Raw genomic sequence first — 16521 nt, 5'->3', positions numbered from 1 at the left:
CCCGCGCATCGGGTGGCCGGAATCGGCGCGGCGTCCCCTCCTGTGCGAGGGGATTTTTCATTTCCGAAACGGCGCAGCCGCTGGCAGAGACGATCGATGGAGCTTTGAGGATCATGAGCGAGACGAACCCCGCTGCCGCCGCCGAGGCAGCAGCGCCGCACCGCTACACGGCCGCCATGGCAGCCGAGATCGAGGCACGCTGGCAGGACTTCTGGGACGCGGAGGGCGTCTACGAGGCGCCCAACCCGAGCGGTGACCTGGCGGGCGACGCCGAGCAGGTCGCCAAGCCCAAGAAGTTCATCATGGACATGTTCCCGTACCCCTCCGGCGCGGGTCTGCACGTCGGCCACCCCCTGGGCTACATCGCCACCGACGTGTTCGCCCGGTTCCAGCGGATGACCGGCCACAACGTCCTGCACACCCTGGGCTTCGACGCCTTCGGCCTGCCCGCCGAGCAGTACGCCGTGCAGACCGGCACGCATCCGCGCGTGTCCACCGAGGCCAACATCGAGAACATGAAGTCCCAGCTGCGCCGGCTGGGCCTGGGACACGACAAGCGCCGGTCGTTCGCCACGATCGAGCCGGAGTACTACAAGTGGACCCAGTGGATCTTCCTGCAGATCTTCAACTCCTGGTACGACCCCGAGGCGCGGAAGGCCCGCCCGATCTCCGAGCTGATCGCCCAGTTCGAGTCCGGTGAGCGCCCCGTGCCCGGGCACACCCGGGCGTGGAGCGAGCTGAGCGCCGCCGAGCGGGCCGACGTCCTGGGCGAGTTCCGCCTGGCGTACGCCTCCGACGCGCCGGTCAACTGGTGCCCCGGCCTGGGCACCGTCCTGGCCAACGAGGAGGTCACCGCCGAGGGCCGCTCCGAGCGCGGCAACTTCCCGGTCTTCAAGGCCAAGCTGCGCCAGTGGAACATGCGGATCACCGCCTACGCCGACCGGCTGCTGGAGGACCTGGAGGAGCTGGACTGGCCCGAGGCCATCAAGCTGCAGCAGCGCAACTGGATCGGCCGCTCCGAGGGCGCCCGCGTCGACTTCCCCGTGGACGGCGAACACATCACCGTCTTCACCACGCGCCCGGACACCCTGTTCGGCGCCACCTACATGGTGCTGGCGCCCGAGCACCCGCTGGTCGAGAAGGTCACCCCGGCCGCCTGGCCCGAGGGCACCCACGAGGTGTGGACCGGCGGCCACGCCACCCCGACGGAGGCCGTCGCCGCCTACCGCGCGCAGGCCGCCGCCAAGTCCGACGTGGAGCGGCAGGCCGAGGCCAAGGACAAGACCGGCGTCTTCACCGGCGCGTACGCCACCAACCCGGTCAACGGCGAGAAGATCCCCGTCTTCATCGCCGACTACGTCCTGATGGGCTACGGCACCGGCGCGATCATGGCCGTCCCGGCGCACGACAGCCGCGACTTCGCCTTCGCGCGCGCCTTCGAACTGCCGATCACCTGCGTGGTCGAGCCGGCCGACGGCCGCGGCACCGACACCTCGACCTGGGAGGACGCCTTCGCGTCGTACGACGCGAAGATCGTCAACTCCGCCAACGACCGGATCAGCCTGGACGGCCTGGGCGTCACCGAGGCCAAGGCGCGCATCACCGCATGGCTGGAGTCCACGGGCATCGGCGAGGGCACCGTCAACTACCGGCTGCGCGACTGGCTGTTCAGCCGCCAGCGCTACTGGGGCGAGCCCTTCCCGATCGTCTACGACGAGGACGGCGTCGCCCACGCCCTGCCCGAGTCGATGCTGCCGCTGGAACTGCCCGAGGTCGAGGACTACTCGCCGCGCACCTTCGACCCCGACGACGCCGACACCCAGCCCGAGACGCCGCTGTCGCGCAACGAGGACTGGGTCAACGTCACCCTGGACCTGGGCGACGGGCCGAAGAAGTACCGCCGCGAGACCAACACCATGCCCAACTGGGCCGGTTCCTGCTGGTACGAGCTGCGCTACCTGGACCCGCGCAACGGCGACAAGCTGGTCGACCCGGAGATCGAGCGGTACTGGATGGGCCCGCGCGAGGGCCTGCCGCACGGCGGCGTCGACCTGTACGTCGGCGGCGCCGAGCACGCCGTGCTGCACCTGCTGTACGCGCGCTTCTGGTCCAAGGTGCTGTACGACCTGGGGCACGTCTCGTCGGCCGAGCCGTTCCACAAGCTGTACAACCAGGGCATGATCCAGGCCTACGTCTACCGCGACAGCCGGGGCATCGCGGTGCCGGCCGCCGAGGTGGAGGAACGCGACGGCGCGTACTGGTACCAGGGCGAGAAGGTCACCCGCCTGCTGGGCAAGATGGGCAAGTCCCTGAAGAACGCGGTCACCCCGGACGAGATCTGCGCCGAGTACGGGGCCGACACGCTGCGCCTGTACGAGATGGCCATGGGCCCGCTGGACGTGTCCCGGCCGTGGGACACGCGCGCGGTGGTGGGACAGTTCCGGCTGCTGCAGCGGCTGTGGCGCAACATCGTCGACGAGGCGACCGGCGAGGTGACGGTCGTCGACGCCGAGCCGGCGGAGGAGACGCTGCGTGCCCTGCACAAGGCGATCGACGGGGTGCGCGCGGACCTGGAGGGCATGCGGTTCAACACCGCCATCGCCAAGGTCACCGAGCTGAACAACCACCTGACCAAGACGGGCGGACCGGTGCCGCGGTCGGTCGCGGAGGCGCTGGTGCTGCTGATCGCGCCGCTGGCCCCGCACATCGCCGAGGAGCTGTGGCGCAGGCTGGGCCACACCGACTCCGTCGTCCACCAGGACTTCCCGGTGGCCGACCCGGCGTACGTGGTCGACGAGACCGTGACCTGCGTGGTGCAGATCAAGGGCAAGGTCAAGGCGCGGCTGGAGGTCCCCCCGGCCATCTCCGAGGAGGAGCTGGAGAAGGTGGCGCTGGCCGACGAGAAGGTCGTCGCCGCGCTGGGCGGAGCCGGGATCCGCAAGGTGATCGTGCGGGCGCCGAAGCTGGTGAACATCGTTCCGGCGTAGACGCGGGGCGGCGCCGGTCCTCCGGGGTCCGCGGTCGGGGTGGTCCCCTACGGGCAGGTTCGGGGTTTTTCTGGAACTCCGGACCTGCCTGCCGCGTTTACCGTGGAGGAGCGGCGCGACGGGCGCCGCGACGGGCCCAAGGGCCGGAGGAGGAGCCTCGTGGAAGCAGCGATCACCGTCTTCACCCTGCTTTTCCTGCTCTTTCTCGCGCTCGGCGGGTACGCCACGGTGAAGGCGGTCGGCGCCGCCAAGCGCGGCGTGGACCGCACGCTCACGCAGGCCCGCCGCACGGTCGAGGACCACACCCTGCGGGCCAAGTCCTTCGCCCAGCCCGGCCCGGCGGGCGAGATCGCCCAGCTGCGGCTCAAGCTGCGGACGTCGATGCGCGCCACCCAGGACGCGTTGCACGCGCGGGTGACCGAGGACGAGTCCCTCAAGGAGTCCCTGGCCCTCTTCGAGCGGCTCAGCGCGCACGGGCACGACCTGGACGGCGAACTCAGGCGCCTGGAGTCCGAACCGGACCGGGCCGCGCTCGCCGAGCGCCTGCCCGGACTGCGGGAGCGGACCGAGCGCATCGTCCGGTCGGCGGACTCCCTGCGCTGGGCGGCCCGCGACCGGGCCCGCCGCTTCGCCGACGACGACCTGGACACGCTGAGCGCGCAGATCGACGTCGAGGCGGGCGCCCTCAGGCACTGGACGGAGACGGACCAGCCGGCCACGCCACCCCCGTGGCCCGAGGCCCCGGCCGCCGACGGCCCGGCCGCCCGGCGGACCCGGCCGCAGACCCCGGAGCCGTCCGCGGCGGAGGAGCCGACGCGGCCCGCCCTCACACCGCCCGATCCGCGCCCCGCCCACCCCTGGCAGAAGAAGACCCGCCCTGAGAGCACGACTTGAGCCCCCCCGGCGGCCCGGCCGACGGAGCCGGGCTGCCGCACGGGCGTCACGGCAGGTAACCTCCAGCTCATGTCCCGCCATGTCGCGATCGTCACCGATTCAACGGCCTACCTGCCGGCCCGGACGACGGAGCGCCACGGCATCACGACGGTGCCCCTGACCGTGGTCTTCGGCGACCGGGCACTGGAAGAGGGCACCGAGATCTCGACTCGTTCGCTGGCCCAGGCCTTGCAGAAGCGACGACCGGTCACCACCTCCCGTCCCAGCCCCGAGCTCTTCGCCGAGACCTACCGCAAGGTCGCCGAGTCCGGTGCCACCGGCATCGTCTCCCTGCACCTGTCCGCGGAGCTCTCGGGCACCTACGACGCGGCGGCCCTCGCGGCGCGCCGGGCGCCGGTGCCGGTGCGCGTCGTGGACACCGGGATGGTCGCCATGGCACTCGGGTTCTGCGCGCTCGCCGCGGCGGAGGCGGCGGACACGGGCGGCACGGTCGACGAGGCCGTCACGGCCGCGGAGAAGCGGGCCGCGGGCACGGCCGCCTACTTCTACGTCGACACCCTCGACTTCCTGCGCCGCGGCGGCCGGATCGGCGCCGCACAGGCCCTGCTCGGGTCCGCGCTCGCCGTGAAGCCGCTGCTGCAGCTGAGCGGTGGCCGGATCGAGCCGCTGGAGAAGGTGCGGACCGCGTCGCGGGCGATCGCCCGCCTCGAGGAGATCGCGGCCGACCGGGCGGGCGGCGCCCCGGTGGACATCGCGGTCCACCATCTCGCCGCTCCGGACCGGGCGGCGGCCCTGGCGGACCGGCTGCGGGCACGGGTGCCCGGACTGGCCGAACTGCACGTGAGCGAGGTCGGAGCGGTGATCGGGGCGCACACCGGGCCCGGACTGCTGGGAGTGGTGGTCTCGCCGCGGTGAGGCCCGGTCCGGGAGCGGTGCGTGTGGCCGCGTGGGCCGTGGGCGCCGGGGGGCGGGCGCCGGGCCGTGGGCACAGGCGCTGCGGGCGCGGGACGGGCCGGTGGGGCGGGCCGGTGCGAGGCGTCGCGGGTGACGGCAGGCGTCGTGGGGCGGTGCAGGGTCGTGGGCCGGTGTGCGGGCGTCGTGGGCCGGTGTGCGGGCACGGTGCACTCGTACGGGTGACGGAGTTGTCCACAACCGGGCGGTGATCCCCGGGAACCGAGCAAGATCATCGCGAGTGTGCCGATGTGCCCGATCCTCGTGGCATGGCACTTCGATCACGTTCCCACATGGCGGCTGCGACCAGCGGTCCGGGCCGCGGACCCGCGTCCGACGGCCGTACCCGTCACCGCCGACGGCCCCCCGCCCACGGCCGGCCGCGGCACCGTCATGCGTCGGCGGAGGAACTGCGCCGACGCGCACAGGTGATCTTCGCCGAGCGGGCCGGGGAAGAGCGGGAGTCGGGAAAGGGACCGCCCGCGGGGGAACGCCGCGACGCGCCTCCCGTTCCCGCGTCCCCGCCGGAGGCGGAGCCGGCCGGTGAGGGCGGGGGCCGGGAAGGCGGGCTTGGCGGTGTCGCCGCCGTGGCGGACGCCGGAGCCGACCGGAGCGCGGGGGCCTGGCGGGAGCGGGCCGGGCTCGCGCTGCGGGAGCGGATGCCGGTGTGGCTGCAGGCGAGGTGCGGTCTGGAACGGCGGAGCGTACTCGCGCTCGCGGTGGTGCTGGTGGTCGCCGCGGCCTTCGCCGTGCAGCACTTCTGGGCCGGCCGGACCCAGCCCGTGCCGGCGCCCGAGGTGGTGGCGGCGCCCTACGGCGAGCGGGGACCGCAGCACGCGCAGGAGACCGGTGAGGGACCCGCGCCGAGGTCCGCCACCGGCGTGCCGAAGGCCGGGGGGACGTCCGGTGCCGAGATCGTCGTGGACGTCAGCGGCAAGGTCCGCGAGCCCGGGATCCATCGCCTGCCGGCCGGTTCGCGGGTCGCGGACGCGTTGCGGGCGGCGGGCGGGGTCCGGCCCGGCACGAACACCGACGGGCTGAACCGCGCCCGTTTCCTGGTGGACGGCGAACAGGTGATCGTCGGCGCTCCCGCCCCCGGTGCGGGTGCCGGCCCGGGCGGCGCGGTCGCCGGGTCCGCCGGCGGACCGGCCGCCGGCGGCGGGGGCGGTGTGGCGGGAGCGGCACCTGCCGCGCCGATCTCCCTCAACACGGCCACCGCGGAACAGCTCGACACGCTGCCCGGGGTCGGCCCGGTGCTGGCCCGGCACATCATCGACTACCGCACGCAGCACGGCGGCTTCCGCTCCGTGGACGAACTGCGCGAGGTCAACGGCATCGGCGAGCGCCGCTTCGCCGACCTGCGCAACCTCGTACGGCCATGAGGCGCGTCGCTGATCCGCCGGGGCGCGTCACCCCGGCCGGTCCGGGCACGGGCGCTCCCGCGGCCGGTGCCCGGCGGCCGGTTCACGCCGCCTCCGGGAAGCGGCTCGGCGCGGCCCGCCCCCGGCAGGAGGGGCCGACGGACCTCCGCCTGGTGCCGCCCGCGCTCGCCGCCTGGGCCACGGCGGCACTCATGGTGGACGCCCCGCCCGGACGGGTCGCCGGCGTCGTGGCCGTCTGTCTGGCCGTGGCCGGCGTGTCGCTGTCGGCGCGGTGGAGCCGATCGCCGGGCGGCCGGTCCGGCGGGCCGGTGCGGTGGGCGTGGCCGCGGCTCGCCGGGGCCGCCGTGCTGCTCGGCGTCGCCGCGGCCGCCGCCTCCGCGGGGCTGCACGGAGCGGACCTGCGGCGCGGGCCCGTGCCGGAACTGGCACGGCGGTACGCCGCCGTGACCGCCGAGGTCGAGGTCACTTCCGATCCCCGGCTCACCCGTCCCCGGACCGCGGGGGAGCACGCGGCCCCGGCCGCCGTGCTGATCGAGGCGGACGTACGGCGGGTCGAGCGGGCGGACGGGACGGCGGTGACCACGCGGACGCCCGTGCTGATGATCGTGGACGTGGGCACGGCGACGGCCGGCCGTGGTTCCGGGAGGACGCCGGCCCGCGCTACGGGCCCTGACAGGGCGTCGGCAGGGCCGGCGGTTTCTGACGGGGCATCCGCCGGCCCACCGGCCCGCGGTACGGCTGATGGCGGCGCGCCGGCCCACGCGGGCCGGCCGCGAAGCTCGCCCTGGCTCGGTCTGCTGCCGTCCACCCGGCTGCGGGTGACCGCGCGCTCGGCGCCCGCGCTGACGGGCGGGGACCGGATCGCTGCGGTGCTGCGAGTGCGGGACCAGGGCGTGCCGGCCGTGGTGGCGGGGCCGTCGGGGGCGCAGCGGCTGGCGGGGCGGTTGCGGGCCGGGTTGCGGGAGGCCACCGACGGCCTGCCGGCGGACGCGCGGGCGCTGCTGCCGGGGCTGGTCGTGGGGGACACCTCACGCGTCACCCCGGAGCTGGACGAGGCGTTCAAGGAGACCGACCTCGCGCACACGCTGGCCGTCTCCGGAAGCAACCTCACGATCATCCTCGCGCTGCTCCTCGGGCCGCCGGGCCTGGCCCAGCACAGCGAGCGCCGCGGTCTGGCGCCCCGCCTGGGCGTCTCCCTGCGGACCACCGCACTGCTCGGCGGTGTGCTGGCGCTCGGATTCGTCGTCGTGTGCCGACCGGACCCCAGCGTGCTGCGGGCCGCGGCCTGCGGAGCCGTCGCACTGCTGGCACTCTTCACCGGACGCCGGCGGTCGCTGATCCCGGCGCTGGCGACGGCCGTCCTGCTGCTGGTGCTGTACGACCCGTGGCTGGCCCGCAGTCACGGCTTCTTGCTCTCCGTCCTGGCCACCGGCGCCCTCCTCACGCTCGCGCCGCGCTGGAGCATCGCGTTGCGGCGGCGCGGGGTTCCGCCCCGGGCGGCCGAGGCGCTGGCCGCCGCGGCCGCCGCGCAGGCGGTGTGCGCACCGGTCGTCGCCGTGCTGTCGGCGCGGGTGAGCCTGGTCGCGGTGCCGTGCAATCTCCTCGCGGAGTTCGCGGTCGCCCCGGCCACGGTGCTGGGCTTCGCGGCGCTGGCGACGGCTCCGGCGGCGATGCCGGTGGCCGAGGCGCTCGCACGGGCCGCGAGTTGGCCCGCCGAGTGGCTCGCGGGTGTGGCACGTACGGGGGCGGCGCTGCCCGGCGCGGGGGTGGACTGGCCGGGCAGCTGGACCGGGGCGGCGCTGCTCGCCCTGGTCACGGTGGCGGTGCTGCTGGCCGGCCGGCGGCTGCTGGGGCATCCCTGGTGGTGCGGGGCCTGCGGGGTGCTGCTGGTGCTGGCGGTGGTGCAGCCGCCACCGCTGACCAGGGTGGTCACGGGCTGGCCGCCGCCGAACTGGCGACTGGTGATGTGCGACGTCGGGCAGGGCGACGCGATGGTCCTCGCGGCCGGCGAGGGGGCCGGTGTGGTCGTGGACGCCGGACCCGATCCCGTGCTCGTCGACCGCTGTCTGCGCTCGCTCGGCATCACCAGGGTCCCGCTGGTCGTCCTGACCCACTTCCACGCCGACCACGTGGCGGGTCTGCCCGGCGTGCTGCGCGGACGGTCGGTGGGCGCGATCGAGACGACCGGTTTCGAGGAGCCCGCGGACCAGGCCGCATTCGTGCGGAGGGAGGCCGCCGCCCGGCGCGTTCCGGTGACGCGGGCCGGCGCCGGGGAACAGCGGCGCGCCGGGGAGCTGTCCTGGCAGGTGCTGTGGCCTCCGTCGACGCCCCGGCCCGGCGTGAGCGGAACGGCACCTGCACCCGGCCCGGCGCCGGAGCCGGAGGGGCCGAACGACGCCAGCGTCACCCTGCTGGTCCGCACGGCCGGGCTGCGTCTGCTGCTGCTCGGGGACCTCGAACCCCCGGCCCAGCGGGCGCTGGCGAGGTCCCCGGCCGCGGCGGCGCTGTCCGGGGTGGACGTGCTCAAGGTGGCCCACCACGGCTCGGCGTACCAGGACCCGGACCTGATACGCCGTGCGGCCCCGAGGCTGGCGCTGATCTCCGCGGGTGAGGACAACCCGTACGGGCATCCGGCACCCGGCACGGTCGCGGCACTGCGCGCCGGGGGCGCGACGGTGCTGCGCACGGACCGGGACGGGGCCCTCGCGGTCGCGGGCACGGCGGAGGAGCTGCGGGTGGCGGGAGGCTGAGGGCAGGGAGCCCGCGCAGGTGGACGCCGGTCTTTGCCGCCCGGGGCCGAGCACCCGGCGCGGCCGGCCGGCGAGGCGCTGCGCGCGCTGCGCCTGCGGCATGTGCGGACCGTGCCGTTCGGGAATCCGTCCGCCCGTCCCGGAGAGGGATCGTGCCGGGGGCGCCGGACGAGGGGGCGCCCGCGGCGTACCGGGACCGGTCGGCGTCGGACCCGGCGCGGCGTCGCCGGCGGCGCCGGTGCGGCATCCGGACCGGAACGGACGACGCGGACCGCGTCGGCGCCGTCGGCGCTCCGCTCGTGAAACCGCGTCAGCAGCACTGCCTCCGGGCCCTCCGGGCCGTCGCCGGTCGCGCCGGCGAGACTCTCACGGCCCGTCGGAAGGCGATGCCGGCCGGGGCGTCGCGGTGGCGGGACCGTCCCCGGGGCCGGTCCCGGGAGGCGAGCCGTGCCCGGGGACCGGGCCGGCCGGCCGTACCGGCGGGTGCCGGACAATGGCTCCGTGAGCGATGTGAGACATGTGCTGGTGCTGCCCGACCGCGATGCCGCGGAGGAGGCGGCGCGGGCGTTGGGGGAGCGGTTCGGGATCGACGAGGAACCGCGGCTCGTCCGGGACGCGCTGGCCGGCGAGGACGACGCCGAGGACGCGCAGTGGCTCCTCGTCCTGCGGGACGAGGAGGAACGGCTGGACGCCGGTGAACTGGACGAGTTCGCCGCGGAGTGGGACGGATGGCGGGAGGAGCCGTAGCGCCGCCGGGGCGGGCCTGAGCCGGGCGGACCCGGTTCCACGCATCGGCGGCCGCCCCGGGAGCGGACGGACCCCGTCCCCGTTGTCGGCGGCCCGTGGGATGCTTGTCGCGATGGCCAGGAAGACTGCGAACGACGACCCCCTCGCCCCGGTGACCCTCGCCGTGGGCCAGGAGGACCTCCTGCTCGACCGTGCCGTGCAGGAGGTGGTGGCCGCCGCGAAGGCCGCCGACGCCGACACGGACGTACGTGACCTGACCCCCGACCAGCTGCAGCCCGGCACGCTCGCCGAGCTGACCAGCCCGTCGCTGTTCGCGGAGCGCAAGGTCGTGGTGGTGCGCAACGCGCAGGACCTCTCGGCCGACACGATCAAGGACGTCAAGGCGTATCTCGCGGCGCCCGCCGAGGAGATCGTCCTGGTGCTGCTGCACGCGGGCGGGGCCAAGGGCAAGGGCCTGCTGGACGCCGTGCGCAAGGCGGGGGCGCGGGAGGTGGCGTGCCCGAAGACGACGAAGCCGGCGGACCGGCTGGCCTTCGTCCGGGCGGAGTTCCGGACCGCCGGGCGGTCGGCCACGCCCGAGGCCTGCCAGGCGCTGGTCGACGCGATCGGGAGCGATCTGCGGGAGCTGGCCTCGGCGGTCTCCCAACTGGTCGCGGACGTCGAGGGGACGATCGACGAGGCGGTCGTCGGGCGGTACTACACCGGGCGGGCCGAGGCCTCCAGCTTCACGGTCGCCGACCGCGCGGTCGAGGGACGGGCGGCGGAGGCGCTGGAGGCGCTGCGGTGGTCGCTGGCCACCGGGGTGGCGCCGGTGATGATCACCAGTGCGCTCGCGCAGGGCGTGCGGGCGATCGGGAAGCTGTCGTCGGCGCGTGGGGGCCGGCCCGCCGACCTCGCCCGTGAGCTGGGGATGCCGCCGTGGAAGATCGACCGGGTGCGGCAGCAGATGCGGGGCTGGACGCCGGACGGGGTGGCCGTCGCCCTGCGCGCGGTGGCCGAGGCCGACGCGGGCGTGAAGGGCGGCGGCGACGATCCCGAGTACGCCTTGGAGAAGGCGGTCGTCACCATCGCGCGGGCGGCGCGGTCGCGGGGGCGCGGGTAGCTCCGCGAGCCGGGGGACGGCGCCGCGAGTCGCATGAGCCGCCGGCGGCACGGCGGGGCACGTGCGCCGGGGACCGGCACCGGTCCCCGGCCGGGTTCGGTGGCCCGGCGGGACCGTGATCCAGTGGCCAGGGCCGCCGTACGGAGGAGAATCGGATCTGTCAGCCCGGATCGCCAGACAGGGAAAGGTGGCGACGATCATGGCTGAACATCCGCACGCGACGCTGGTCCGCAGGGGCTACGAGGCTTTCTCCCGCGGTGACATGGACGCCCTGCGCGCACTGCTCGCGATGGACGCGACGCAGCACGTGCCCGGCACTCATCCGCTGGCGGGTGACCACAAGGGCCAGGACGCGATCATCGACTTCTACCGGCGACTCGCCGAGGAGACGAACGGGACGATGCGCGTCGATCTGAGCAGCGTCTGCGCCGACGGCCGGGGCCACGTGGTCGGCGTGAGCCGCTTGACGGCCGAACGCCAGGGCAAGCGCCTGGACCAGATGGGGTGCATCGTCTTCCGGGTCGTCGGCGACAAGGTCACGGATCTCGACGAGTGCGTCGAGGACATCGACCACAGCAACGACTTCTGGTCATGACCCCGGATCCCCCCGTACGGGCTCCGGGGCCTCCGTCACGGCGTCCGGGCCCTCCCCCACGCCTCCGGGACCCCCTCGTACGCCTCCCGCTCCCCTCGTAGGACCCGGGATCCTCCCGGTAGGGGAAGCGGAAGGACTCCGCCCACGCCGAAGGCCCCGCCCACCGCCCTGGGGAAGAGCGGAAGGCGGGGCCTTCGGTTCGAGCTGGTGAGCCCGTCCCCGCGTGGCGAACGCAGGCCGCGGACGAACTCGGGGGTGCCGGTCGGGGGCGGATGAGAGAGGGCCCGCCCTGGTCCTTCCAGCGGCCGGATCCGTGCGTACGGGTACGCGCGGATCCGCTCAGATCAAGAAGGGGTTCAGCCCTTGAGCGCGGCGACCTTCTGAGCCAGCGCCGACTTCTTGTTGGCGGCCTGGTTCTTGTGGATGACGCCCTTGGAGACGGCCTTGTCGAGCTGGCGCGCGGCAGCGCGCTGGTACTCGACGGCCTTCTCGACGTCACCCGCGGCGGCAGCCTCACGGGCCTTGCGGATCGCGGTCTTCAGGGAGGACTTGACGGCCTTGTTGCGCAGCCGGGCCTTCTCGTTGGTCTTGATCCGCTTGATCTGGGACTTGATGTTCGCCACGAATGAGCCTCTACAGGTTCTGGCACGGGGCCGCACAGGGTCCCGCACCGGTGATTTCTTGGAGGTGTGCCTCCTGCGGAGAGGGCATGAGACACAGCCACTCAGACTACCAGCGGGCCCATTCGCAGCCCAAACCCGTCCATGCTCCCCACCCGTGGGACCATGGAACCTACGTATCGATCCGACCCGAGACCGCAGACACTGCGGACGCCTCAAGAATCAGGACCCTGCGTGCCCGCGATCCCTAGCCATGTGCCCGAGCCGAGCCGTACCGACCCGGCTCTGATCCGCAATTTCTGCATCATCGCGCACATCGACCACGGCAAGTCCACGCTCGCCGACCGGATGCTCCAGCTGACCGGTGTGGTCGAGCAGCGGCAGATGCGCGCTCAGTACCTCGACCGCATGGACATCGAGCGCGAGCGCGGCATCACGATCAAGTCCCAGGCGGTGCGTCTGCCGTGGGCCCCCACCCACGACCCGGGCAACACGCACATCCTCAACATGATCGACACCCCGGGGCACGTCGACTTCACCTACGAGGTCTCGCGGTCGCTCGCCGCCTGCGAGGGGACCATCCTCCTGGTCGACGCCGCCCAGGGCATCGAGGCGCAGACCCTCGCCAACCTCTACCTGGCGATGGAGAACGACCTCACGATCATCCCCGTGCTGAACAAGATCGACCTTCCCGCGGCCCAGCCCGAGAAGTTCGCCGAGGAGCTCGCCAACCTCGTCGGGTGCGAGCCCGACGACGTGCTCAAGGTGTCCGCCAAGACGGGCCTGGGCGTCGAGGCGCTGCTGGACAAGGTCGTCGCCGAGATTCCCGCGCCGGTCGGCGTCGCGGACGCCCCCGCCCGCGCGATGATCTTCGACTCCGTCTACGACTCCTACCGCGGTGTCGTGACGTACGTCCGGGTCATCGACGGGCAGCTCAACAAGCGTGAGCGGATCCGGATGATGTCCACGGGCGCGACCCACGAGCTGCTGGAGATCGGCGTCAACTCGCCCGAGATGATCGGCGCGGACGGTCTCGGCGTGGGCGAGGTGGGCTACCTGATCACCGGTGTGAAGGACGTCCGTCAGTCCAAGGTCGGTGACACCGTCACCAGCCAGCAGAAGGGGGCCACGGAGGCGCTCGGCGGGTACAAGGACCCCAAGCCGATGGTGTTCTCCGGGCTGTACCCGCTCGACGGGTCGGACTACCCCGAGCTGCGCGAGGCGCTCGACAAGCTCCAGCTCAACGACGCCGCCCTGGTCTACGAGCCGGAGACCTCCGCGGCCCTCGGCTTCGGCTTCCGCGTCGGCTTCCTCGGCCTGCTGCACCTGGACGTGATCCGGGAGCGGCTGGAGCGCGAGTTCGGGCTCGACCTGATCGCCACCGCGCCCAACGTGGTCTACCGGGTGATCATGGAGGACGGCACCGAGCACACCGTCACCAACCCCAGCGAGTTCCCCGAGGGGAAGATCGCCGAGGTGTACGAGCCGGTGGTCCGGGCCACGATCCTCGCGCCCACCGAGTTCATCGGTGCGATCATGGAGCTGTGCCAGACCCGGCGCGGCACCCTGCTCGGCATGGACTACCTCTCCGAGGACCGGGTGGAGATCCGGTACACCCTGCCGCTCGCCGAGATCGTCTTCGACTTCTTCGACCAGCTGAAGTCCAAGACCCGGGGCTACGCCTCGCTGGACTACGAGCCGACCGGCGAGCAGAGCAGCTCGCTGGTCAAGGTCGACATCCTGCTGCACGGCGACAAGGTCGACGCCTTCTCGGCGATCACCCACAAGGACCAGGCGTACGCGTACGGCGTCCGCCTGGTCGCCAAGCTCAAGGAGCTGATCCCGCGGCAGAACTTCGAGGTGCCGGTGCAGGCCGCCATCGGCTCCCGGGTGATCGCCCGCGAGACCATCCGCGCCATCCGCAAGGACGTCCTCGCCAAGTGCTACGGCGGTGACATCTCCCGTAAGCGGAAGCTGCTGGAGAAGCAGAAGGAAGGCAAGAAGCGGATGAAGATGGTGGGGTCCGTGGAGGTTCCGCAGGAGGCGTTCATCGCCGTGCTCTCCAGCGATGACAGCGCGGGGTCGGGCAAGGCCAAGAAGTAGTCGCCCGGCAGTACCGCCTTACCGGCGGTTACCCGGCGAACCGGGTGGAACAGGGGCCCGCCGTACCAAAGTACGGCGGGCCCCTGCGCGTGCGGGCGCCCGCGCTCTGTAGGAAGTGACAGGACGCGGCCCCTTACGCGCGGACCGGTCGCGCTCTACCCTGATCTCCACTCGCTAGTTACTCGTGAGTTAAACAGCCGCCCCTGAGCGACACCACAGCAGGAACCGTCAGCCGCAACTGAGTCAGCCGCACCGTCGCGGGCCCCGGAGGATGTCGTGAGCGACACGCAGACACTGATCGAGAATCGACCGCCGTCCGTGGCGGCCCTCTTCCTGGAGCGCGTGGCGGCCACCCCGGACGCCGAGGCATACCGCTATCCCGTCCCCCCGGCCTCGGGGCAGGGCCCCGACGAGTGGAAGACGCTGACCTGGGCGCAGACCGCCGAGCGGGTCGGCGCGATCGCGGCCGGCCTGATCGAGCTGGGCGTGCGGCCGGAGGAGCGGGTGGCGCTGGCCTCCGCGACGCGGGTCGAGTGGATCCTCGCCGACCTGGGCATCCTGTGCGCGGGCGCGGCCACCACGACGGTCTACCCGCAGACCAACGCCGACGAGTCGGCGTACATCCTCTCCGACTCCGGGAGCCGGGTGCTCATCGCGGAGAACGCCGAGCAGCTGGCCAAGGTGCAGGAGAAGCGCGCCGGGCTGCCCGACCTCACGCACGTCGTGGTCATCGACCCGGCCGGGGCCGAGACCGGCGACCGGGTGCTCACCCTGGCCGAGCTGGAGAGCCGGGGCGCGGCCCGGCTGGAGAAGGACCCCGGCCTGATCGGGGAGCGGGTCGGCGCCATCGCCAAGGACCAGCTGGCCACCCTCATCTACACCTCCGGCACCACCGGCCGCCCCAAGGGCGTGCGCCTGCCGCACGACAGCTGGTCGTACATGGCGAAGGCGATCGCCGCGACCGGGCTGGTCACCGGTGAGGACGTGCAGTACCTGTGGCTGCCGCTCGCGCACGTGTTCGGCAAGGTGCTCACCTCCGGCCAGATCGAGGTCGGGCACGTCACCGCCGTCGACGGCCGCGTCGACAAGATCATCGAGAATCTGCCGGTCGTGCGGCCGACGTACATGGCCGCCGTGCCGCGCATCTTCGAGAAGGTCTACAACGGGGTCGCGGCCAAGGCGAAGGCCGGCGGCGCCGCCAAGTACAAGATCTTCCAGTGGGCCGCCGAGGTCGCCCGCGAGTACGCCAAGGTCACCCAGGACAACTTCCGCCGCACCGGCAACCGCACCGCGCCCTTCGGCCTCTCCGCCAAGCACAAGGTCGCCGACGCCCTCGTCTACTCCAAGATCCGCGAGGCGTTCGGCGGCCGGCTGCGCGCCTGCATCTCCGGCTCGGCCGCCCTCGCGCCGGAGATCGGGTACTTCTTCGCGGGCGCCGGGGTCCACATCCTGGAGGGCTACGGCCTGACCGAGTCCTCCGCGGCGTCCTTCGTGAACCCCGGCGAGGCCTACCGCACCGGCACGGTCGGCAAGCCGCTGCCCGGCACGGAGGTGCGCATCGCGGACGACGGGGAGATCCTGCTGCGCGGGCCCGGCATCATGCAGGGCTACCACAAGCTGCCCGACAAGACCGCCGAGGTGCTGGAACCGGACGGCTGGTTCCACACCGGGGACATCGGCGAGCTGTCGCCCGACGGCTATCTGCGCATCACCGACCGCAAGAAGGACCTGATCAAGACGTCCGGCGGCAAGTACGTCGCGCCCGCCGAGGTCGAGGGCCGGTTCAAGGCGATCTGCCCGTACGTGTCCAACATCCTGGTGCACGGGGCCGACCGGAACTACTGCACCGCGCTCATCGCGCTCGACGAGGCGGCGATCGCCGAGTGGGCGAAGGAGAACGGGCTGGAGGGCAGGCCGTACGCGGAGATCGTGGCCGCGCCGGCCACGGTCGAGATGGTCGACGGGTACGTGCAGCAGCTCAACGCCGGGCTGCAGCGGTGGCAGACGATCAAGAAGTTCCGGTTGCTGCCGCGGGACCTCGACGTCGAGCACGGCGAGATCACGCCGAGCCTGAAGCTGAAGCGGCCCGTCGTCGAGCGGGAGTACGAGCACCTGATCGAGGAGATGTACGAGGGCACGCGCGAGGCGTAGGGAGCGGGCGGACCCGTCGGCGGCGGCGCGGGCGCCGGTCCGGCAGGGGCGGGATCCGGTGGAACGGCGCGGGGCGCCGCCGCCCGTGGGCGAGCGCCCACTGCCCGCCCGGTACCCGCCCCGCCCGGCCGTCCCCGTACAGGCCCCGGCCGGGCCTCCGCGCGGTCCGGCTCGCGCGCAGGGGCCGTCACCGGGTCGGCCCGGTGGCGGCCCGCGGTGCGTCCGGCCCCGCTTCCAGG

Annotated in this window: 11 protein-coding genes; 10 read left to right on the top strand and 1 reads right to left on the bottom strand. The window is 73.4% G+C overall.

Annotated features, from left to right (window positions below):
- Positions 1-113 precede the first annotated feature (113 nt).
- The 8 genes from leuS (at position 114) to ABD363_RS10565 (ending at position 11408) form a co-directional block, all read left to right on the top strand.
- The gene (leuS, locus tag ABD363_RS10600) at positions 114-2987 is read left to right on the top strand and encodes a leucine--tRNA ligase (protein ID WP_344602029.1); all 2874 of its coding nucleotides are present in this window, start codon (positions 114-116) and stop codon (positions 2985-2987) included.
- Between the two features lie 159 nt (positions 2988-3146).
- On the top strand, positions 3147-3881 hold the full coding sequence (locus ABD363_RS10595) for a hypothetical protein (RefSeq protein WP_344602027.1): 735 nt from the start codon (positions 3147-3149) through the stop codon (positions 3879-3881).
- A gap of 69 nt (positions 3882-3950) precedes the next feature.
- Positions 3951-4796, top strand: a complete 846-nt coding sequence (locus tag ABD363_RS10590) for a DegV family protein (protein WP_344602025.1) — start codon at positions 3951-3953, stop codon at positions 4794-4796.
- A gap of 305 nt (positions 4797-5101) precedes the next feature.
- On the top strand, positions 5102-6214 hold the full coding sequence (locus ABD363_RS10585; protein WP_344602023.1) for a ComEA family DNA-binding protein: 1113 nt from the start codon (positions 5102-5104) through the stop codon (positions 6212-6214).
- On the top strand, positions 6211-8964 hold the full coding sequence (locus tag ABD363_RS10580) for a ComEC/Rec2 family competence protein (RefSeq protein ID WP_344602021.1): 2754 nt from the start codon (positions 6211-6213) through the stop codon (positions 8962-8964). The genes ABD363_RS10585 and ABD363_RS10580 overlap by 4 nt, the downstream gene beginning before the upstream one ends.
- A 501-nt stretch (positions 8965-9465) precedes the next feature.
- The gene (locus tag ABD363_RS10575; protein WP_344602019.1) at positions 9466-9711 is read left to right on the top strand and encodes a hypothetical protein; all 246 of its coding nucleotides are present in this window, start codon (positions 9466-9468) and stop codon (positions 9709-9711) included.
- Positions 9712-9823: 112 nt separating this feature from the next.
- The gene (gene holA, locus ABD363_RS10570; protein WP_344602017.1) at positions 9824-10813 is read left to right on the top strand and encodes a DNA polymerase III subunit delta; all 990 of its coding nucleotides are present in this window, start codon (positions 9824-9826) and stop codon (positions 10811-10813) included.
- 199 nt (positions 10814-11012) lie between these two features.
- On the top strand, positions 11013-11408 hold the full coding sequence (locus ABD363_RS10565; protein WP_344602015.1) for a nuclear transport factor 2 family protein: 396 nt from the start codon (positions 11013-11015) through the stop codon (positions 11406-11408).
- A gap of 356 nt (positions 11409-11764) precedes the next feature.
- On the opposite strand, the gene rpsT is transcribed toward ABD363_RS10565, so the two are convergent.
- Positions 11765-12031, bottom strand: a complete 267-nt coding sequence (rpsT, locus tag ABD363_RS10560) for a 30S ribosomal protein S20 (RefSeq protein WP_344602013.1) — start codon at positions 12029-12031, stop codon at positions 11765-11767.
- A 231-nt stretch (positions 12032-12262) separates the two neighbouring features.
- Here rpsT and lepA point away from each other — a divergent pair, with 231 nt between their 5' ends.
- Together lepA and ABD363_RS10550 are read left to right on the top strand one after the other, a co-directional pair.
- The gene (gene lepA, locus ABD363_RS10555) at positions 12263-14131 is read left to right on the top strand and encodes a translation elongation factor 4 (protein WP_344602011.1); all 1869 of its coding nucleotides are present in this window, start codon (positions 12263-12265) and stop codon (positions 14129-14131) included.
- A 276-nt stretch (positions 14132-14407) separates the two neighbouring features.
- Positions 14408-16282, top strand: coding sequence for an AMP-dependent synthetase/ligase (locus ABD363_RS10550; protein ID WP_344602009.1), 1875 nt, complete (start codon positions 14408-14410; stop codon positions 16280-16282).
- Positions 16283-16521 lie beyond the last annotated feature (239 nt).

Origin of the sequence: Streptomyces glaucus, assembly GCF_039533365.1 — a bacterium.
Classification (GTDB): Bacteria; Actinomycetota; Actinomycetes; order Streptomycetales; family Streptomycetaceae; genus Streptomyces; species Streptomyces glaucus.
This window is presented reverse-complemented; position numbering and strand designations above follow the sequence as displayed.

Bases quoted from the DNA above. Each gene is read 5' to 3' on its own strand.
- holA (WP_344602017.1), top strand. From the start codon at position 9,824: ATGGCCAGGAAGACTGCGAACGACGACCCCCTCGCCCCGGTGACCCTC.
- ABD363_RS10590 (WP_344602025.1), top strand. From the start codon at position 3,951: ATGTCCCGCCATGTCGCGATCGTCACCGATTCAACGGCCTACCTGCCG.
- ABD363_RS10585 (WP_344602023.1), top strand. From the start codon at position 5,102: ATGGCACTTCGATCACGTTCCCACATGGCGGCTGCGACCAGCGGTCCG.
- ABD363_RS10580 (WP_344602021.1), top strand. From the start codon at position 6,211: ATGAGGCGCGTCGCTGATCCGCCGGGGCGCGTCACCCCGGCCGGTCCG.
- ABD363_RS10565 (WP_344602015.1), top strand. From the start codon at position 11,013: ATGGCTGAACATCCGCACGCGACGCTGGTCCGCAGGGGCTACGAGGCT.
- leuS (WP_344602029.1), top strand. From the start codon at position 114: ATGAGCGAGACGAACCCCGCTGCCGCCGCCGAGGCAGCAGCGCCGCAC.